We start from the raw sequence: 21,504 nt of genomic DNA, 5'->3' as shown, positions 1-21,504 counted from the left end.
AGTTAGCAGTATGCGCAACGTAATGTTGTTCGCTATGATAGGTCTGTTGGCGTTCCTGATTTGGACCCCTGCAGTACAGGCTGAATCTTCGGCAGATTGGCTGGGGCTGGAGCAGCTGGACCGCGGTGTGATCGCCATTCGCTATGAATCGACTCCCGGCGTCAAGACGAAGCTCATGATTGCAAAGGGACAGGATAAATATACTTACGGGCTGTCGTCGAGCAAGCGGCAGGAGGAATTCCCGTTACAGATGGGCAATGGAGATTACAAGATCACCATTCTGGAGCAGGTGAAAGGCACAACCTATAAGGCTGTTCGTGAAGGAGCAGTGAAGCTCCAGCTGACCAACGGCAGTCAGGTGTTCCTGAACTCCGTACAGAATATCCATTGGAACGAGCAGGACAAGGCCGCTCAGCTTGCGAAGGAGTTGACCCGCTCAGCCCAATCGGATCAAGAGAAGGTACAAGCCATCTATGAATATATCATCAGCACCATTCGCTACGACCACGCTCTGGCTGCCAGTGAGCTGACAGAATACTTGCCAGATAGTAACCGCACGATCGCAGGTCGGAAAGGAATGTGCTACGACTACGCTTCCTTGTTCGCTTCCATGCTGCGGAGTGTGGATGTTCCAACCAAGCTGGTGATGGGAACGTCAGACTATGTCGATATCTATCACGCATGGAATGAAATCTATCTGGGTGGCAAGTGGGTTACGATTGATACCACAGTCGATGCGAGCTGGAAGAGCAAGGGTGCAGACTTTAATATGATTAAGGACGCCGCTCGCTACTCCGCCTCCAAAATCTATTAATCTAGCATGTAATTCTATTTATTGAGACCATTGCATTCATTCAGATAAAACAGAGTCTAGTAATCAGATGCGTGACTTGTGATAATGCGCAAATGGAATGCAAGTTTATACCCTTAGCCTTGGACCGTAGGTCCAGGGCTTGTTCACGTTCATGTAGAGAATTTGTAGAGGTGAGGCGGCTATAATGCAAGAAGCCCATTTGGTTCCAGGGAATGTAAGCAATATATCGTGCAGCAGAAAAGGTGGAGGTGATGGACGGGAGGTCCTCTGATCGGCGTGTGGCCCAGCGGCTGCTAGAGCCGATTTGCGCACGAAAGCTGGCCCGGAGCTAAATACTATGCGGGTGATGGAGACACTGAGGGAGCGATCATGAAGAGAAAAGTGTGTGGAATCGTTGTAGCGCTGTTGCTTATGATTCAGACGCTGTATGGTACATCTGCCTGGCCAGTTCAGGCTGCTGTAAGCGTGCAGGATTCTGTGTATGGAGTGACAAATGACGTCTATGACCCGCAGCCAGCGCCAGTCACCAATACGGATAATATTTTGACCAAGGTTGTACTAACGGACTCGAATGGCACGGTGATTGACTCGGTATATAACCCGGACAGCAAGCTGGAGATTGGCGAGGCCGTCAATCTGAGTTACGAATGGGAACTGCCGAACGGACATAGCTATAAGAATGGGGATACATTTATCTTCGAGCTGCCGGAGCAGTTTGAGATTTTTACAGATATTGATGCACCACTCGTGGCCGATCAAGACGAGGTAGGCCGCTTTACCGTGGACCGGGACGGGAAGGTCGTCATGACCTTCAATGATTATGTGGAACGTCACTCCAACGTCAGCGGCAAGCTGGAGATTCGGACCGAATTTACGAAGGAAACCATTCAGGGCAGTACGGAGGTCATTATTGCGATCCCGGTACAGAGCGGATTGCAGACCGTCATTGTGAATCTGAAGCCGAAGGGCGGCAAGCTGATCGAGAAGCAAGGGACAGCCATCGGCAAGAGTCAGATTGACTGGAAGGTGCAGGTCAACAAATCGTTGGATAAGATCAAGCATGCGGTCATCACGGATGTGATGCCTGATGGACTGGAGCTGACCCAGGATTCCGTCAAGCTGTACCACTTGCAAGTGAATGGAGACGGATCGACGGTGCTTGGGGCTGAGGTGGATTCGAGCAAGTATACCGTCTTGATCTCAGAGGGCAAGAAGCTGGAGCTTGCGTTCCAGGATGAGACTATCAGCAAGGCTTATGAGCTGCGTTTCTCGACCAAGCTGACCGGAGAACAGGAGCGCTTCGAGAATACGGCCATACTGTCTGGCGAAGGCATGGAGGATAGCCGGGCTACTGCGACGGTAACCGTGCAGCGTGGACAATTCCTGGAGAAGTCGTATAACCAGGACTCGGAGACAGGCATCATTACCTGGAGAGTGAAGTACAACTTCAACGAGAAGAAGCTTACACGGGATCAGGCGGTCCTCACAGATGAATTCAGCGCCATTCATACGATGGTCCCTGATTCGCTGAAGGTATATGCCGGAGATTCGACGAACGCCAAGGATCTGGTGGCGACAGAGGATTATACCGTTACGACGACGGGGTCGAATAGCTTCAAGCTCCAGTTCGAGAAGGCGATTGATTCGCCATATACAATCATATACAAGACGAAGCCGATTGACCGGCTGAGCGCCGAAGGCAAGCAAGTGAAGAACAAGGTCATCTCTGGTGATTCATCCAAGGAGGTTACAGCCCCGGCACAAGGTGTCCGCGCTCTGGTGAAGGGTGTATGGGGTGTGAACTTTGCGAGCAAGACGGCCAAATGGATGATTACCATCAATGGTGACAAAAAGCCCGATGGCAGCAAGTACAGTATGGAGAATGTAGTCATTCAGGATACATTCCCGCATGATGGACTCGAATTCCTGCCGAATTCGGTGATCGTCAGGTCGAACGGGAACCTCGTGCCTGCCAGTGACTATAAGGTCGAATACGACCATGTGCGGAAGGGCTTTGTCATACGCTTCTCCAAGACCATCGACACTACCTACACAATCGAGTATGACTCGAAGTTCGACATCGACTGGCTGAAGGATCGTAAGCTGGACTTCATGAACAGAGCTACCATGACGTGGGTCGAGAATGGCGAAGTGAAAGGGCCTATTCAGCGGGATGCGAGCTTCGCGTCGGATGACTATACAAAGAATAACGGGGGTAAGGACGGTAGCTATAATCCAGTCAACAAGGAGATTACCTGGAACGTCAAGCTGAACTATAATCTGGATCCGCTGGATCAGGCGAGCGTGACAGATGTGCTGAAGCAAGGCCAACAACTGGTGCCGAATTCAGTGAAGGTATACGAGATGAAGCTGACAGGTAGCTGGAATGGTGTGACGAAGGGGATGGAGATTCCTGCGTCTCAATACAAGGTGACGGAGCCTTCGGAGGCGAACGGCAATCAGCTGTCTGTTCAGTTCAACAACCCGATCTCATCTGCGTACTGGATTGAGTTCAAGACATCGCTGCAAGGTACATTGGTTGTCAGACAGATCGAGAATACAGCCGAGCTGTGGAATGGCAGCAAGCAGGAGGCCACCTGGAAGGCCAGCGTGTATGTTCCTCATGGCGGCGACTATGTAAGGAAGCAAGGCGCCCAGAATGGGAATAAAATTGATTGGTCGATTCGCATGAATGAAGGCCAGTCTCATATTTCTAACGTTCGCATCATTGACTTCCCAAGCAGCAATCAGATTCTGATCGAGGATTCATTCCGCTTGTATGCGACGAAGATCCAGGCGAGTGGTGAAGCGGTCAAGGCTGAGGAGCTGACGAAGGGTAAGGATTACACCCTGACGATCTCCAGGCTTGAGAATGATCAGGAGACCTTCGAATTAAAGTTCACGAACGCCATCTCCACGGCTTATATCCTGGAATATCAGTCGTTCATTACGGCTGAGGATAAGGAAGCTGTGAGCAACAAGGTGGGACTCGAAGGAGATCAGCTGAAGACAGAGGTCAGGGATACGACGAAGGAGATCATTGTCCGTACTTCCTCTGGCTCAGGCTCGGGAGGCGGTGTAACGGGCAGCCTTGAGGTGACGAAGGTGGATCTGGCAGATCCGTCTAAGACACTGGCGGGGGCCAAGTTCGCGCTATATGATCAGGCAGGCAAGCGGGCACCGATAGTGAAGACTACAGATGCAGACGGCAAGATTCTCTTCACGAAGCTGCTGTACGACGATTATGTGCTGGAGGAGCTGGTGGCTCCCGCAGGCTATAAGATTGAGCAGGCGAAATGGAACGTAACGATTGACTCCAGTATTAAGAGTCAGGGGAATGTGAAGAGCATCACGGTAACGAATCGGAAGGAAGAGCCTGTGGGACCGGGCCCAACGGATCCCACTGACCCAGTTGATCCGACCGATCCTGGCAACCCGGGACCCGGTGGTCCTGAGAATCCTGGACCTGGAGGTCCAACGGACCCAGTCGATCCAACGGATCCGGGCCCGGGTGGCCCTGACAATCCAGGTAACCCGAGTAACCCAGGAACACCTAGCAAGCCGGATCGGGATAGACCATCAGATCATAACCCAGATCCGGGTCCAGGCAATCCGTCCAATCCGGGTACGCCACCTACCGGCATAGAAGTGCCCGATGAAGACATCCCAAGAGGTGAGCCGGGAGACCCAGGGGACCCGCAGCCACCTACGGTTGAGATTGATGAGGACGATATTCCGCGCGGTGTAGGCGAGCCAGAGCCGGGTCAGCCAGACCCTGAGCCGGAGACGCCAGCAGCCCCAACACCTGATCCACGCATTCCAGCGTCGAAGCACCAGGTGCAGCTGCTGCCGCAGACCGGAGAGTCGAGTCATGCTCCATTCTATATTGGCGGGCTCGTGTTGATCTTGCTGGGGGTATGGTTAGCTCGCAAGCGAATCAAAATGAAATAAGCATCCATAGCGAGTGAATTTCTCATGACCTATATAGTACCCTATAGATTGTTCTTCTCAAATATATGGGTATTGTAATCTATACTAGCTCTTCTTGTCCTGATTCAGGGCAAGGGGAGCTATTTTTATTTGTTGGCAAAATACAGGGCCAAGAACCGCTGGAACTCCCGCGCAGCCTCCGACAGATATCTGGCTTCATTCCAGAACACGGAGAACGTTCGTCTACTGACGGAGCCCTCGATATGCAGCAGCCGATATTGCAGTGCGTCGTCTTCTTTGTTACCCGGAATAAATGCCAGCCCTAACCCAGCCTGTACCAGACTACTTAACGCACTAGGCTCCTCTACCTCACAGACGATTGTCCGCTGGATTCCTGCTCTGCGGCTGATCTCATCATTGACCTGACGAAACGGATGTCCAAGCTTATATTCGATGAACGGCTCGTCCGCAATTTCCTCCAATGTAACGCTGTCCTGATGTGCGAACCGATGCCCTCGGGGTACAGCCAGGAATACTTCTGTCTGTAGTACGGGCAATTCCTGAATACCCTGTCTATACGAATACATCGGACCGAAGCCCAGATCGGCGCCGCCTTGCTCCAGCAGCTCCCCAATGGTGTGGGTCTCCGCAGGTGCAATCTGATTAATTCGGAAGCTCACCTCTGGATACTGCTCACGAAAAGCCGCAAGCGCAGGTGAGAGGCGATCCAAGGTACTTGTGGCGATACTTACTACACCCCGCTCCAGCCCGGCCATATCCATCACTTCTTGTCGCCCTTCCTCTAATGTGGATAGCGCTGCTTCGACCTTGGCGAGAAAGGCTTTGCCGAATGCGTTAAGACGAATCTGCCGATTCACACGGTCGAACAAAGGGACGCCCAGATCCTCCTCCAGTCGGGATATGGTCTTGCTAAGTGCAGGCTGCGCAATATGAAGCTGTTCAGCGGCCTTGGTCATATGCTCCAGTCGGGCAGCTGTTCGAAAATATTGAAGCTGTAGCAGTTCCATGGTGAGCACCTCTTTTCCATATACTTAAGGTTATGAATACATAGGGAAACATATATTATTATTTATCTAAAATGGATTGTAGAATAGTCTGTAGCAAAAAGAAAGGGGATATTCGATTCCATGAAAAGCAACAAGTTAATCTATATCCTCGCCTTCACTATGATTCTTTCCTCGATGAGTGCAACCATGTTCAATATTGTGCTACCGAAGATGGGTGAAGAGTTCCAGCTATCGTACTCGCAGGTGAGCTGGGTATCTGCTATCTACCTGCTGATCTATGCGATCGGTTCTGCTGTATACGGCAAATTAGCCGATCTTTTCAGATTAAAGAGCCTGATTACCTTCGGACTGCTGTTCTTCTGTATCGGCTCTCTCGTCGGGCTGGCTTCTCAGGCCTATTGGATGGTGCTGCTGGGCAGAATCCTGCAAGCGTGCGGTGCGGCTGTCATTCCTGCAACAGCGATGATCGTACCGGTGCGGTATTTTCCCGTGGAAAGGCGGGGGTGGGCGCTGGGGATTACGGCAAGCGGGCTAGCCATCGGCAATGCCATGGGTCCGGTCGTGTCTGCCATGCTCGTCAGCTTTGCTCATTGGCGGTGGCTCTTCTTCCTGCCGATGCTGCTGATCTTCATGTTACCCTTGTTCCGAAAATATCTCGGTGATGAACAGGGGAGCGGAGGTAAGCTGGACTGGCTTGGTGGTGCATTGCTGGCTGGGACGGTGACGAGTCTGCTGCTGGCCATTACGTTCTCAAGCTGGCTCGCGGCCATAATCAGCATAGCAGCCCTCCTCTTATTCATCGTTCGTATTCGCCAGGCAGAGACGCCATTTGTGCATCCGGGCTTGTTTCAGAACAGAAGCTACACACTGGGCCTTGGCATTACTGTATTAGTCATGGCTGCGGGGTATTCGTTACCGTTCCTCACACCCCAACTACTGGCAGATGTCCATCAGCTCTCACCGGGGGTGATTGGCTTCGCAATGGTGCCTGGAGCGGCGGTCTCAGCATTCTTGGGACGTAGAGCGGGGAGAATAGCCGATGATAAGGGGAATATGACCCTGTTCTCGCTGGCGAGCGGATTGCTTATGATTTGTTTTGCCTTGCTATTTCTACTGGCTGGTGTCTCACCTGTAATGATCGCTGTCTTCCTCATCTTCGGTAATGTGGGGCAGATGTTCATGCAGATTGCCTTGTCCAATACGATATCCAGAGCGTTGCCGACGGAGCAGACCGGAATTGGTATGGGACTGTTATCCATGCTGAATTTCTTATCCGGGGCAGTGTCCACAGGCATATATAGTAAAGTCGTCGATCAAGGCGCAGCCTTTCATCTGAATCCGTTCGTTGCGTCACCGGTATCCTATGTGTACAGTAATATTTATCTTGTATTAGCGCTGATCGTTGGAGGCGTATGGATCGTGTATTGTGCGCAATTCGGGGGAAAGGTGCAACTGCGAGAAGTGAGCGGGAGCCATAGCAGGACGCCATCATAGGCGCTCTTAGCCGCAGGTGTGCTAGAGGGACAAGTTAGTCTTAGAAGCGTGTGCCACAGATGTGACATAGAAGTAAGCAAGTCAATCGTAGAAGTAAGGAAGTCATTCGTAGAAGGAAGCAAGTCAATCATAGAAGCAGGAGAGACACAGAAGTAAGAGTATGTGCTCGCGATTAGAAGTCAACACATATTTCAGCTAGGGCTGCTATACAGCGGCCTTTTTCGCATGCTGGCTTTCATACCAGTTATCATCCGTCGTCATACTGCTGTACCCTGCTGTCACCCTGCTGTGCTCTGTAACCACACCCCGCGCCTTATCTGTCAGTGCACTTAACGCAGCTGTGCCACATCCTGTATCGGATTCTTGTGCCGTATCCTAGCTTTCCCTTTGCTGAGCAGGGTTCCTACCAAATGGAATTGCGGATAAATCCATTATCTGTATATATAGCTAGAGTGTGATAGATGTAATTGACCGGAAGAAATTGGACAGCAAGATATGATAAACATTGAGCAATTTTTATGCTTACCCATCAAAGTTTCTATGTTAGAATTCCATTAAAGCGCTTTCAATTCAAAACAAAGCTATGAGGGGGAGTGGCAATGGATGAAGTATAACGCTCATTTTCCCACCAACAAAGCCTTAAAGCAGGAACGTATCTATATCCGTTATCGTGTGACCGAATGGCAGAATAGCTGGCCGCTCCACACGCATGAGGGGTACGAAATGTACTTTTTTCTGGAGGGTAACGCGAATTTTGTGATTGGAAATGAGATTTATCAGCTGCAGGCTGGTGATATGTTGCTGTTTAGTGGCGACGTATTGCATCGGCCCAATCCGGCGAAGGATGTACCTTATGTTAGAAGCTACATTAATTTTACATCCGACTACATTCAGGAGGTGGCTGGAGAAGAGCTGCAAGCGAAGCTGCTCAATCTGTTCGAGCATCCGAATGGGCTGTTGATTCGTTGGGATGAGAGCGGCGTGAATGAGATGGACAGTCACTTCGAGCTCCTGTTCACCGAGAGAGAGAAGGAGGCTATCGGGCATGAGGTGATGATGCAGACGTTGATGGTGCAGCTTCTGCTGAAGATCTATCGCAAATCAAAGGACGTCTACTCCCTGCTGACCGCGCCTGCGCAATCACAGAAGGAAACGAATGTACGCCGGATGCTGAAGTATCTCAATCAGCACTATAGGACCTCGATTACGCTGGAGGAGCTATCGGAAGTGATGCATTTGAACAAGTATTACATGTGTCATTGCTTCAAAGAGATTACAGGCATCTCCATTAATAACTATGTTACCCGCAAACGAATTGATGAGGCCAAGAAGCTACTGCTGCTATCTGACCAATCTGTCGGCAACATGTCCGAGCTGCTTGGGTTCAGCAATCCCATTCACTTCAGCCGTATGTTCAAGCAGTATGCGGGTGTCTCCCCGCAGACCTACCGCAAGACACATCAATAGAACATTACAATCGGAAGAGGGGTCGTAAGAAATGATGAAGAGCAAAATGAAAGCGATTGCAATGCTGTTGTTATCCGTTGTACTGATCGTGGTTGTGGCGGGGTGTGGCGCAAGTTCAGGCGCAGGCTCTGGCGAGGGAGATGCAAAGAAGCAGGTTACCCTTGATTTCATGTGGTTCACGGACGGGATTGAAGGAGAGGTCATCAAAGGGCTGACTCAAGAGTACGAGAAGCAAAACCCGAATGTGAAAATTAACCTGATCGAGGTTCCGTACAAGGATCTGAACACGAAGCTGAAGACGATGATCGCAGGAGGACAACCACCTGCGCTGTCCCGGATGACCGATACCGGAGCCTATGCGAATCAAGCGCTGGACTTGGCGCCTTACGTCGGGACGGCGGATGAGTTCTCCAGTCAATTCATAGATTCGATCAAGCCGTACTATGTGTCAGATGACAAGATTATCGCTGCGCCTATGGATGTTACAGCCAATGGCCTGATCTATAACAAGACCCTGTTCGACAAAGCCGGAGTACAGGTGCCAACAGACCCGAACAATGTATGGACCTGGGATGAATTCAAGGCAGCACTGAAGCAAGTCATGGAGAAGGGTGGAGCGAAGTATGGTCTGGTGTGGGATGTGTCTCCACATCGCTGGTCCACCATGCTCTATCAGTTCGGTGGTCACATGATTAGCGAGGATGGAACCCAAAGTGCGATTAATAGCCCGGAAGCGGCACAAGCACTTGACTATTTTGTAGGTCTGCATAAAGAAGAAATTGCACCTTATTCCGTATGGCTCGGCGGTGAGAATCCGAATAACCTGTTCCGTTCGGGTACGGTAGCCGCTCACCTGGCTGGTAACTGGATGCTAAGCAGCTACAAGGACATCTCGAACTTCGAGTGGGGCGTAACGTATATGCCGAAAGAACAGATTCGCTCCTCAGTTCCTGGCGGCAAGTACCTGATGGCCTTCGAAGGCAGCAAGGTAGAGAAGGAGGCAGCTGATTTCATTAAATGGGCCACCTCCAAGGAGATTAATTCCCGCTACAACCAGGAGTCTCTCTTCATCAGCCCACGCAAGGACAGCAGTGATCTGGATTATGCGTTCGGCAAGGAGATGTTCAAGGTGTTCGCAGACGAGCTGGCGAATACGACTCCGCTGGCGGCTAATGACTGGTCGAGACAGACGATTATTCCCAAGTTCTCTACCGATCTGAAGAACGACATCGTACAGGTATTGGCCGAGAAGATGACGACACAACAAGCATTGGAGAATGCAGCGAAGCTGATTGATGAGGCGATTGCCAAGGATAAGGACTAACATCCAGACAAGGGAGGAAGGGCTGCTCGCTTTCCAGGAGGCAGCAGCCACACTCCCGGCATCTAGAGTCCGAGGAAGGAGAGGATTGAGTGTCTCAGGTAATGACCGGCTCCAAGAGCAGCTCGCGGACCTCGTGGAAGAAGGAAAAGCTAAAAAGATCGCTTGCCCCCTATTTATTCGTGTTACCGAACTTTGTGATTTTCTTGACCTTTATCGTGATCCCGGCGTTCGTGGGATTCGTGTATTCCTTTCATGAATACGACGGCTTGAATGAAATGGAGTTCTTGGGTCTGCAAAATTATGCCGCTGTGCTGGCTAATGGTGAGTTCTGGGCATCACTGGGCCGAACTGGGCTGTACGCCGCTGTTGTCGTCCCGGGTATCTATGCACTATCGCTTGGAATTGCGCTGCTGCTGATTCGCGAGGTGAGGCTGAAAGGCCTGTTCCGGGCAAGCATTTACTGGCCGACCATGATCTCGTACATTATCGTTGGTCTGACCTGGAAGTGGATATTCGGCGATTCGTTCGGCATTCTGAATCACATCCTGAACACCCTTGGCTTCGGGTCGATTGGCTGGCTGACAGATCCGTTCTATGCGAACTTATCGGTCATCATTGCTACCCTCTGGTCGAGAGTGGGATTCTTCATGGTCATTTTCATAGCAGGGCTGCAATCCATTCCTGTCGATATGTACGAGGCCTCTAGTCTGGATGGAGCTTCCCGCTGGAGAACGTTCCGGGATATTACGCTTCCGATGCTCAAGCCGACCAGCCTGCTTGTCTTTATGGTGGCGCTCATCGACGCCTTCAAGGCTTATCCGCTGATGTTTGCCCTCACAGGAGGAGGCCCCGGCAAGGAGACCACGTTCATCGTACAGTACATTTATGAAATTGGCTTTTCCAAGCAGGAGCTTGGTATGGCCAGTGCGATGTCTGTCATTCTATTCGTAATTATCGGGGCGTTCACGGCCTTGCAATTCCGTCTTTCGAAAGGAGGAGCTGACTAATGCTGATGCGACAAGCGAAGATAGGCACTTATGTGATCTTGATCGCCCTAACGATGATCTGGTTATTCCCGGTTCTCTGGACCGTGCTGTCCTCCTTCAAGACGGAGTCCGAGCTATATAGCTGGCCGCCTGCAATTCTGCCGGAGAAATTCTCTCTGGAGCACTTCATCACAGCTTTTGCCAAAGGGAACTTCGGGACCTATTTCCTGAACAGCACCATCGTTACCATTACATCTACGATTCTATTGTTGCTAATCAACACGATGGCCGGCTTTGCCTTAGCCAAATATCGGTTTAAGGGCGATACGATTCTGCTCGTCGGATTCATCTCTACCCTGATGATCCCGCTGGAGGTCATTATGATTCCGATCTTCAAGGTCATCTCATTCCTGGGCTTGTTCAACAGTCTCTGGGGCATCATTATTCCGCCAGCAGCTACACCAACAGGGGTATTTCTAGTGCGACAATATTTGCTGTCTGTCCCGGATGAGCTGCTGGAGGCCGCACGTATGGACGGTGCGGGGGAGTGGAAGATCTTCTGGAGTATTATCCTACCGATTGCCAAACCGATTATTGCCGTGCTCGCGATCTTCTCGTTCATGTGGCGGTGGGATGACTTCCTGTGGCCGCTCATCGTTATCAGTGATCCGGCGAAATACACGATTCAGCTGGCATTATCGAACTTTATCGGAGAGTATAACGTCGATTGGGGAAGTCTGCTGGCGATGTCGACGATTACGATGATTCCTGTGCTGGTGGTATTCCTTGTGTTCCAACGTCATTTCATACAAGGCATTACGACATCAGGGATGAAGGGGTGAGGAAGCTATGACAACGGATGATCATGAACAACGTAACCAACACGAACAACACAGCCAACGTGACGAGCATGTGCTAACGTATGCCCCGCTGCAGCTGAAGCATCGTGTGATTAATAGATGGCTTATCAGTGGAATCCTGACTCGCAGCGTGCGTTTCGAGCCCATGACGATGGAAGGGGATATCAACGATTGGCTGATTAAGGGCTTCTCGATTCATGAGAATCCCTGCCGCAAGGAATTCGTGGATGAACGCAGGGCGACGCCCCCACAGCTACCGTTCACGGTGCCGCCAGTGTTGGGGGACAGGGTCTTCTTGTGGGAGACGGAGGCCAAGTGGGACATCTATTTTCCATGGGGCAACTCACGGGTAGAGGCTTCCGGCTTCTATTATGTGCCGACGCACATGCTGAGGTACGGGCGTACTCTTGTAGTGAGTCCTGTCTCACATACGGCAATCTTCAACTTGAAGACCTGCGGTGGAGTGGCGCTATGGGTAAACGGGCATCTCGTTAGCGACTTTACGCCATTCACCAGAAATATTGAGCAACAGACGCAGGTGGAGATCAAGCTTGAGGCGGGAACGAATGAGTTCTTCGTCTGTCATGAGGACCTGGCGGAGCGGGATACATTGTACCATTTTACGCTGGAATACACCGGCCCTGAGTCGATTGCGATTCAGCTTCCGCTTACGGAGTCGGAGAAGGCAGAAGAGATTATGGTGATGGAGCGAGCGCTCGACATGGCGTACTTTCCGACGAGTACAGCCCAAGACGAACAGCTCCGCATAGTCTTCGACAAGCCGTTTAACGAGGACGTTCGTTTTGGCGTGTCCTACAACAGCTTCTTCGATGGCCGATATACGATGCAGCGGGAATTGAAGGCAGGGCAGCAGGAGCTTATTCTGGGCCACACGGATGATTTTGGCGCGGACTATAAATATTTTGAGTTGATTGTTCAGATCGGAACCGCAGAGATTCGCAAGCTACTCGGTATCGAGGTGTACAATAGTCGCTTTCAGCCACAGGACAGCGAAGTCCTGAGTGTACAAGAGCGCAAGCGCATCGCGCTGGAGTGCGTGGCTACCCTCGGCATCCCGAATATTCATACAGCGATGGCCAAGCTTGCGACTGGAGGCGACCCAGCGGTTGCGCGGGATATGATTGTTCAAGGACTCATTGGCATACGAGAACGGCGGGACTGCGCTGATTTCTACCTGGTCGCCCTGTTCCGGCTGTGGAGAGATTATCGCGATAAGGGCATATTCGAGGAGGAGGTCTGGCAGCAGATCAAGGAGACCATGCTTAACTTCCGATATTGGATCGACGAGCCGGGCGATGATGTCATGTGGTTCTTCAGCGAGAACCATGCACTGCTATTCCACACCTGTCAGTTGCTGGCGGGCCAGCTGTTCCCTGACGAGGTGTTCACGAACAGCGGTGAGACAGGCACGCAGCGCAGGCTGAAGGCGGAGGGGCAGCTAGTGGAGTGGTTCGAACGCTTCTTGACGGAAGGGTTGGCCGAATGGAATTCGAGCGCGTATATCCCGATTGATTTCCTGGGCTTGATCCAGCTGCATGACCTTGCGGAGCTGCCGATTCTGCGGGAGCAGGCCAAGCGAGCGATGGATCTACTGTATTCGTACATGACAGCGGAGGCACATGAGGGGCGTCTAATGACGACCTTTGGCCGTAGCTACGAACGAGAGCTGATCGGCGGCTATACGGCAGGGACGACCTCGCTGATCTGGGCTGGCTATGGCGTGGGAAATGTGAACAGCACCAGCTTCAACGTATCCGTATACCTGTCAGACTATACGCCTCCGCAAGACTTTGCTGAGCGAATCAGGCTGAATCCTGAGGAAGAACTGGAGTTCCGCCTGGAGCAAGGAAAGGACGGGTACGCGAAGCTTATACATTACCGGACAAATGCATATGTCATGTCCAGCATTGCTGACTTTCGGGCAGGCTTGAAGGGCTATCAGGAGCATGTGCTGCATCTCGCGTGCTCGCCTGAGGCACAGGTGTGGGTGAATCATCCTGGCGAGATTTACGCGCACGGCTCGGGACGGCCTTGCTTCTGGGCAGGTAATGGCTACTTGCCGAAGGCAGGACAATATAAGGGGCTAGGCCTCCTGCTATTCGATATTGATGAGAATCATGATGCAGATTATACACATGCTTACTTCCCGACCTATGCCTTCGAGCGTTATGAGCAGCACGGGTCTTGGTGCCTGGGCAAGAAGGGTGACGCTTATGTTGCGCTGTATGCCGCCAACGGCCTGCAGCTCACAGAGCAAGGAACGAACCGGGGACGGGAGCTCATCTCGAAGGGTCGACGCAATCTGTGGCTGGTCCGGGCGGGAGATCGCCAGGAGTTCGGTTCCTTCGAGAGCTTCAGCGAGCATGTGATGAAGATGCCGCTCACAGTCTCCGTGGAGACATTGACGATTGGATTGGTTGATCCGGCATATGGGGAGGTAAGCTTCGGCTGGCAGGAGCTCTTGATGGTGAATGGAAAGCCAGTTCACATCGAGGGCAGTGGAGTAGAGGGACGATTGATCCGTAAAGGGAGGCTGACATCTTGCATTTGACACAGGATACGATGCTTGGCGCGATCGAGCGGGTGTCTGGCGCCATGCGATCCATGACAAACGAAGGAATGGATGAGATCTATCCGATCGGATTGATTGATATTCATCTATGGGAATGGCCTCAGGGCGTAGGTCTATACGGCATGTACCAATATTACGAGGAGACGAAGGATGCAGGAACACTTCAGTTCCTGAAGGATTGGTTCGATGCTCGCATTCGCGAAGGACTCCCGGAGAAGAACGTCAACACCTGTTCGCCGCTGCTTACACTGATCTCGCTGTGCGAGCTGACAGATAACGCTGAATACACTCAGGTATGCGACGAGTGGAGTCGCTGGATTATGGACCCGGAGAACGGATTAATTCGTACCGGAGATCATGCCTTTCAGCATATGATTACTGGTGATCCGAATGACGGACAGATTCTGATCGACACCTTGTTCATGACGGTCCTTTTTCTAGCGAAGGCAGGGGCATACTTCCAGCGCCCAGCGTATATCGAGGAAGCAAAGAAGCAATTCCTGATTCATATCAAATATTTGTATGATCGCCATTCAGGATTGTTCTTCCATGGGTGGGATTTCCAAGGAAGACACAACTATGGTGCTGTTCGTTGGGGACGCGGTAACGGCTGGTATACCTGTGGGCTGGTGGATTTTCTGGACATGGTGGAGCTGGAGGATGGAATCAAGCAATATTTACTGGATACGATGCACAGCCAGGTAGAGGCGCTTGCGGCTCTACAGGCAAGTGATGGCATGTGGCACACGGTTCTGGATGATCCCACGTCTTACGCCGAGACATCGTGTACGGCTGCCTTTGGGTATGGCATTTTGAAGGGCGTACGCAGAGGCTATTTACCGCAGGAATATTTACAGGTCGGACGCGAAGCACTGCAGGCGGTGCTCCAACGCATCGACGGGAATGGGGTGGTCGGGGAGGTCTCGTACGGCACTCCTGTCGGTCAGGATGCGCAATTCTATAAGGATATCCCGATAAGTCCCATGACGTATGGTCAAGCGTTAACACTTCTGATCTTGATGGAAGGGCTGCGTTACGCCAATACTTCGAACTGATATCGTGATGTAATCGTGGCGTCATTCCATGTGGGGTGGCGCCCTTCCTTTACTCCGCAGAGGGGGGAAGTACGTAGTCGTATGTCTGTGTATTCAAAAATATAACAGTGAGGGGCAACAGCGGATGAAGATAAGTACGAAGCTTATAAATGTAGAAAACAGCGCCCGTCATCTCGACTTGTTCACGAATGCTGCCATATTCCGAGTGATGCTGCTAACGGATGATATCGTGAGAATTCGCTGCACGTTTGAGGAGGATTTTCCCGAGGAGGCCTCTTACGCACTAGCGATGACTGCTTGGGAAGACAAGCTCAATTCTGTGGTCCCTGACCGTAGAACAATTGAAGCTCTCCCTGTACAGTACGACGATGAGGGCACTCACCTCTTCTTGTCCACACGGACATTGCGTATACGCATCTACAAGGAACCGTTCGCCATAGAGATCAGGGATACAGACGGGAATCTGCTGCACGCCGACCTGAAGGAAAGATCCTATGTTCGTGATATGCAGGGCAGACTCTATCATTATACTTGCCTGGACGATCAGGATTATTATTATGGCTTTGGTGAAAAGGCAGGGTACCTGAACAAAAAGCATCGCCGTATGAGGATGCACAATGTGGACACTATTGGGTATGACTCGGAGCATACAGACCCCTTATACAAGCATATTCCGTTCTATATCAAATGGAGCGGCAGTAATCGCACAGCCAGCGGGCTGTTCTACCACAATTCGCATGACTCCGTCTTCGACATGGGGTGCGAGCGGAGTGGCTACTGGAATAAATACTCCTATTTTTGCGCCGATGGTGGCGAACTGGACGTGTTCTTCATTCATGGCCCTCATATTCGTGATGTAGTAAGGCATTATACGGACCTCACCGGGAAAACGGTGCTCCCTGCCAAATACTCACTTGGGTATATGGGGTCCACCATGTATTACACGGAGCTGGAGCAGGATTCAGACCAGGCCATTCTGGGCTTCTTGGATAAATGTAAGGAAGAAGGAATTCCTTGTGACGGCTTCTTCCTGTCCTCGGGATATACGACCGGGTCCGATGGGAAGCGGCATGTGCTTCACTGGAATCATGATCGCTTCCCCGATCCGAAACGATTCGTTGAGGAGATGAAGAAGATGGGCGCAGCGCTGGCTCCGAACATCAAGCCGGGCATGCTGGCGACGAATCCGTTGTACAAGGAATTCGATGAGGCTGGTGCCTATATTCAAAATCCGGCAGGAGAGCAGTCACACTTGGACCGATTCTGGGGTGGGCCGGCCTCGTTCGTAGACTTTACGAATCCGCAGGGTAGGGCCCTGTGGAAGAAGCATTTGCAGCATTCTTTGCTGTCGCTCGGGATTACCTCTATCTGGAACGATAACAATGAGTATGAAATCAATGATTCGCAGGCGCTATGCCATGTCGAAGGAGATCCGAAGCCTATTGCAGGCTTGCGTCCTATTATGCCGAATCTGATGGCACAGATGGCGTATGAGGCCATGGATGAGGCCGCTCCAACCGTTCGCCCATATATTGTGAACCGGGCTGGATTCGCCGGTATTCAGCGGTACGCACAGACCTGGGCAGGGGACAATAACACCAGCTGGAAGAGCTTGAAGTTCAACATTCCCGTTATTCTCGGCTTGGGGCTATCCGGTGTTGCCAATCAGGGCTGTGACATCGGTGGTTTTTTTGGTCCGGCTCCTGATTCCGAATTGTTCGTACGGTGGGTACAGAATGGAATCTTCCAACCCAGATTCTCCATTCATTCGTGCAACACAGACAATACGGTGACAGAGCCGTGGATGTATCCGGCCTACACACCTTATATTCGGGAAGCGATTCAGCTTAGATACCGACTCGTGCCTTACCTCTACTCCCTGCTGTTTGAAGCATCAACAGAGGGGGCACCGATAATGAGACCGCTCGTGTACGAGTTCCAGGATGACGATCGGGTGTATGGCGAGAGCTTCGACTTCATGGTGGGTACCTCGCTGCTGGTTGCGAATGTACTGGAGCAAGGCGCTTGTACAAGGGAGCTATACTTGCCGAAGGGGACGGAGTGGGTTGAGTGGAATACGCGGACAAGATACGCTGGCGGGCAGACCGTTCAGCTTGATGTTACGCTGGGATCTATTCCGATGTTCATCCGAAGCGGCGGCATCATTCCCATGGCACCGGGGCTGATGAATATCCACCAGGATCGGGTCGAGCATCTGCATCTGCTGGTGGAGCCATCGGAGGAGGCCTGCTTTGTCTGGTACGATGACGATGGAAGCAGCAACCGATATAAGCAGGGAGACTATGCAAAGACAACAATCTGCATCGAGAAGGACAAGGATACCCGAATCTCGTTCATGCATGAGGGAGACTATCGCACCACCGTGCAGACCATGGTTGTCGAGGTGTTATGCAGAGAGGTAGCCCCCGTTCAAATTAACCTGAAAGGCATGAAGCTCCCGATGTTCCTTAGGAGAGAGCAATGGGAGGCTTCGGCCGAGGGCTGGTTCTATGATATGGAGCAGAAGGCAGCCATCATGAAATATGACAATCCGCACGAGGACTATGACATTCGTATGAACTTCGATGTAAAGGATCTGATTTCGATTTAACCAATATCTTGGGGGGGCAACTGTGAGTATAGGGCCGCTGCAAGCGGGGAGCCCTGTCGACCACTGTTACGCTCGCTGTTCTTTTGGACGAATATTAAGCAGATGAACGGCAAGCTTAAAAGGCGGAGTCTATGCTTCCGAAGCAGCTTTTTTGCAAAAAGCTTTCAACTTCGTTTCTTTAGGACTTTCCCGCTTTCCGCTCACCACTACGCTCCTAGAGCATTAGGCATGACGGAGACCGGATCATACACTGACCGGTCTCTCTTCTGTATCAATCCTCTATATCAATCTTCTATATCAATCTTCTATATCAATCTTCTATATCATTCCTCTGTAATCCCCTTCACCGTCTCTCCTTCGACTAGCACAGGCGAATAGTAGGTACTGTTCGGCAGATCCTTCTTACCCTGCAACTTCTTAATCACCCAGTCCGCAGCATCGCGTCCCATCTGTTCCTGAGGGTGAGTCAGGGTGGTAAGACGGATATTCGCATTCTTGGCGATATAGGAATTGTCCTGCCCGATAATGGATAATTCATCGGGGACGGAAATATTCAGCTGGCGGCACACATTCACCACTTCGAGCCCTACCTCATCGTTATAGCAGACCACAGCCGTCAAGATGTCTCGATTCTCCTGCAGGAAGGTCTTCAGGCTGGTGGAGAGCTCCTGCTTCGTCTCAGTATCGAAGGAGAGAACTTGCTCCGGGTGGAAGCGTAGTTTGGCTTCACCAAGCGCCTTGATGTAGCCCTTCATTCGATACTTGCCTTGCAGGTCATCCATCTTGGAGATAATACCAATCTGAGTGTGACCCTTGGAGATCAATTCCTTGGTCGCCAGATAGCTGGACTGCACATCATCAAGGCAGAAGAAGGGAACCTCCAGCTCTTCATAATAAGCATTAATCATGATGAAGGGGACTTCCTGCTCCTTGAAGGAGAGATAGTAGGCGATATTAGGATTGAACAAATTGCTCTTCGTAGGCTCCACGATCAAGCCATCCACGCCGAAGGACAGCATCATTTCCAGTGCCTTCTTCTCCTGAGCCACGTCATTATTGGTGCTGGCTAGCAGCAATGAGTAATTATCCTCATTCAGTCGACCTTCAATCCCGCGAATAATGGACGGAAAAATATAGTCAGAAATGTACGTCGTAATGACACCGATCGTTTTGTTACCCGTATTTCCGCTGGCCTTGGCCCGATATTGGTGGCTAACATAAGTGCCAGAGCCCTTCTCGCTTCTCAAGAATCCCTCATTTGATAATTCCAATATAGCCTTGCGAACCGTCTGACGGCTCACCTGATATGTATCCTGCAAAGCCGATTCTGTCGGGATTTGTTCGCCTACATTGTAGACCCCGGACAGAATGTTGCTTTTGATATCGTCAATGATCACCTGATATTTTGGCTTCAATTTCACTCACTTCTTCCATAGTTGTTCGCATACGAATTCACGCTTCTGAATTATTTGTGTGGACATATTTTAGCATGATATAGAGATTATTCAAACCGTTCGCCAGCTTGTACATACAAAGAAAGATACTGAACATAGACTGATTCGCACAGGATTCATAACAATCTATATATAGTTGTGTGTATATATAATAATGATAATTGACAAATGTACGTACAAAAAAATATACTAAGGCTGTAAGTAAAGGAAAGCGCCTTCTTTCGATTATTAGGCTATTCATTACCGTATCAGAGAGGGGACCAACGTGAGCATGAATCATGAGCAGATTCAACAAGCGGTTACCGGGGGAGACACGTCCCTTGGGATCGAATTCGGTTCCACCCGCATCAAAGCCGTGCTGATTGATCGTCGCTTCGAGACGATCGCATCAGGTAGCTATGAGTGGGAGAACCTCCTGAAGGATGGTTATTGGACGTACAACTTGACGGATATTATTACAGGTATGCAGGAAGCTTACCGTGAGATGAAGGAAGAAGTGGAGCGGACGTATGGAGTCTCTCTTCAAAAGATAGGCTCGATAGGGTTCTCGGCCATGATGCATGGATATATGGCATTTGACAGCACAGGGGAGATGCTGGTTCCATTTCGGACCTGGCGTAATGCGACAACTGGCGCCGCTGCCAAGGAGCTGACCGAGCGATTCCAATTCAATATCCCTGAACGCTGGAGCATCGCGCATCTCTATCAGGCTATGCTGAACGAGGAACAGCATGTGCCTCGCATTGATTTTATAACGACATTAGCTGGGTTCATTCACTGGCTGTTGACAGGCAATAAGGCTATTGGTATCGGGGACGGCTCCGGTATATTCCCGATTGATGAAGCCACGCAGGATTACAATGCTGCGATGATTCAGCAGTTCGATGAGCTCGTGGCCGCCAAGGGTTATCCGTGGAATCTGAAGGATATCCTTCCCCGAGTGTATGGCGCAGGGGAGCAAGCAGGGGTACTCAGTGAAGCCGGGGCCCACATGCTGGACGTATCACAGCAATTACAGCCCGGTATTCCGCTCTGTCCACCGGAAGGTGATGCCGGGACAGGGATGGTAGCCACGAATAGTGTACGGAAACGCACCGGGAACGTCTCGGTAGGTACTTCTGTGTTCGCCATGATCGTACTGGAGAAGGAGCTCTCCAAGGTATATCCAGAGATTGATCTGGTCACGACGCCGAGTGGTAGTCCTGTTGCCATGGTGCATGCTAACAACTGCTCCAGCGATCTCAATGCCTGGCTGGGTATATTCCGTGAATTCTCTGAAGCCATGGGCGTGAAGGCTGATCCGAGCCAATTGTTCGGTGTACTGCTGAATAAAGCACTGGAGGCCGACCCGGACGGTGGTGGCTTGCTCAGCTATGGATATTATTCGGGCGAAAATATTACAGGTCTGGAGCAGGGACGGCCATTGTTCGTCCGCTCACCAGAGAGCAGATTCAATCTCGCTAACTTTATGAGGACGCATCTATTTGCAGCCTTTGGTGCTCTGAAGCTTGGTATGGATATTTTGACCAAGGAGGAGCATGTGGCTATTGATGGCATTCTCGCTCATGGCGGGCTGTTCAAGACCCCTGTCGTGGGGCAGAAAATGGTGGCAGCGGCCATGAACGTGCCCATCTCCGTGATGGCAACAGCTGGAGAAGGCGGCGCGTGGGGCATGGCCATTCTGGCTTCCTATATGGCAAATAAAGAGCAGCAGGAGACTCTGGAGGACTTCCTTGATGAGCAGGTCTTCAAGGATGTCGACGCACAGGAGATGGCTCCAGATGCCTCGGATGTGAAGGGCTTCGAGCTATTCATCGAGCGGTATAAGCAAGGTCTTGCCATTGAACAGGCAGCAGTTGAGCATTTTCTGGAGAATGGAGTGAACTAA

At 51.2% G+C, this 21,504-nt stretch carries 13 protein-coding genes; 11 read left to right on the top strand and 2 right to left on the bottom strand.

Annotation, left to right across the window (positions count from 1 at the left end; all coding sequences use genetic code 11):
- The first annotated feature begins 10 nt into the window (after positions 1-10).
- Together MKX74_RS27345 and MKX74_RS27340 are read left to right on the top strand one after the other, a co-directional pair.
- Complete coding sequence (locus MKX74_RS27345; protein WP_018883775.1) at positions 11-814, top strand: transglutaminase-like domain-containing protein; 804 nt, start codon at positions 11-13, stop codon at positions 812-814.
- Between the two features lie 369 nt (positions 815-1,183).
- Complete coding sequence (locus MKX74_RS27340; protein ID WP_341180423.1) at positions 1,184-4,765, top strand: collagen binding domain-containing protein; 3,582 nt, start codon at positions 1,184-1,186, stop codon at positions 4,763-4,765.
- A gap of 125 nt (positions 4,766-4,890) precedes the next feature.
- On the opposite strand, the gene MKX74_RS27335 is transcribed toward MKX74_RS27340, so the two are convergent.
- Positions 4,891-5,772 (bottom strand): LysR family transcriptional regulator, encoded by an 882-nt coding sequence (locus MKX74_RS27335; protein WP_341180422.1) that lies wholly within the window; start codon positions 5,770-5,772, stop codon positions 4,891-4,893.
- Between the two features lie 120 nt (positions 5,773-5,892).
- Between MKX74_RS27335 and MKX74_RS27330 the strand changes: the two genes are divergently transcribed.
- The 8 genes from MKX74_RS27330 to MKX74_RS27295 all read left to right on the top strand — a co-directional run bounded on the left by MKX74_RS27330 (position 5,893) and on the right by MKX74_RS27295 (position 18,162).
- Positions 5,893-7,266: an MFS transporter gene (locus MKX74_RS27330; RefSeq protein WP_341180421.1), complete on the top strand. Its 1,374-nt coding sequence runs from the start codon at positions 5,893-5,895 to the stop codon at positions 7,264-7,266.
- Positions 7,267-7,869: 603 nt separating this feature from the next.
- Positions 7,870-8,733 (top strand): helix-turn-helix transcriptional regulator, encoded by an 864-nt coding sequence (locus MKX74_RS27325; RefSeq protein ID WP_018883779.1) that lies wholly within the window; start codon positions 7,870-7,872, stop codon positions 8,731-8,733.
- A gap of 34 nt (positions 8,734-8,767) precedes the next feature.
- Positions 8,768-10,057, top strand: a complete 1,290-nt coding sequence (locus MKX74_RS27320; protein WP_341180677.1) for an ABC transporter substrate-binding protein — start codon at positions 8,768-8,770, stop codon at positions 10,055-10,057.
- An 89-nt stretch (positions 10,058-10,146) separates the two neighbouring features.
- Positions 10,147-11,064: a carbohydrate ABC transporter permease gene (locus MKX74_RS27315; RefSeq protein ID WP_445667295.1), complete on the top strand. Its 918-nt coding sequence runs from the start codon at positions 10,147-10,149 to the stop codon at positions 11,062-11,064.
- Positions 11,064-11,885 (top strand): carbohydrate ABC transporter permease, encoded by an 822-nt coding sequence (locus tag MKX74_RS27310; protein WP_018883782.1) that lies wholly within the window; start codon positions 11,064-11,066, stop codon positions 11,883-11,885. Before MKX74_RS27315 ends, MKX74_RS27310 begins: the two co-directional genes overlap by 1 nt.
- Positions 11,886-11,892: 7 nt before the next feature.
- Complete coding sequence (locus MKX74_RS27305) at positions 11,893-14,475, top strand: hypothetical protein (protein WP_341180420.1); 2,583 nt, start codon at positions 11,893-11,895, stop codon at positions 14,473-14,475.
- Positions 14,466-15,551, top strand: coding sequence for a beta-galactosidase BglB (gene bglB / locus MKX74_RS27300; protein ID WP_018883784.1), 1,086 nt, complete (start codon positions 14,466-14,468; stop codon positions 15,549-15,551). Before MKX74_RS27305 ends, bglB begins: the two co-directional genes overlap by 10 nt.
- Before the next feature lie 124 nt (positions 15,552-15,675).
- On the top strand, positions 15,676-18,162 hold the full coding sequence (locus MKX74_RS27295; RefSeq protein ID WP_341180419.1) for a TIM-barrel domain-containing protein: 2,487 nt from the start codon (positions 15,676-15,678) through the stop codon (positions 18,160-18,162).
- A 323-nt stretch (positions 18,163-18,485) separates the two neighbouring features.
- Here the strand turns inward: MKX74_RS27295 and MKX74_RS27290 are convergent, their stop codons facing one another.
- Positions 18,486-19,577, bottom strand: coding sequence for a GntR family transcriptional regulator (locus tag MKX74_RS27290; protein ID WP_025680559.1), 1,092 nt, complete (start codon positions 19,575-19,577; stop codon positions 18,486-18,488).
- A 310-nt stretch (positions 19,578-19,887) separates the two neighbouring features.
- Between MKX74_RS27290 and MKX74_RS27285 the strand changes: the two genes are divergently transcribed.
- On the top strand, positions 19,888-21,504 hold the full coding sequence (locus MKX74_RS27285) for a xylulokinase (protein WP_341180675.1): 1,617 nt from the start codon (positions 19,888-19,890) through the stop codon (positions 21,502-21,504).

The organism is Paenibacillus sp. FSL K6-1230, assembly GCF_038002385.1.
GTDB classification, from domain to species: domain Bacteria; phylum Bacillota; class Bacilli; order Paenibacillales; family Paenibacillaceae; genus Paenibacillus; species Paenibacillus massiliensis.
The sequence above is the reverse complement of the archived record's forward strand: the minus strand, read 5'-3'. Positions and strand labels throughout refer to the sequence as shown.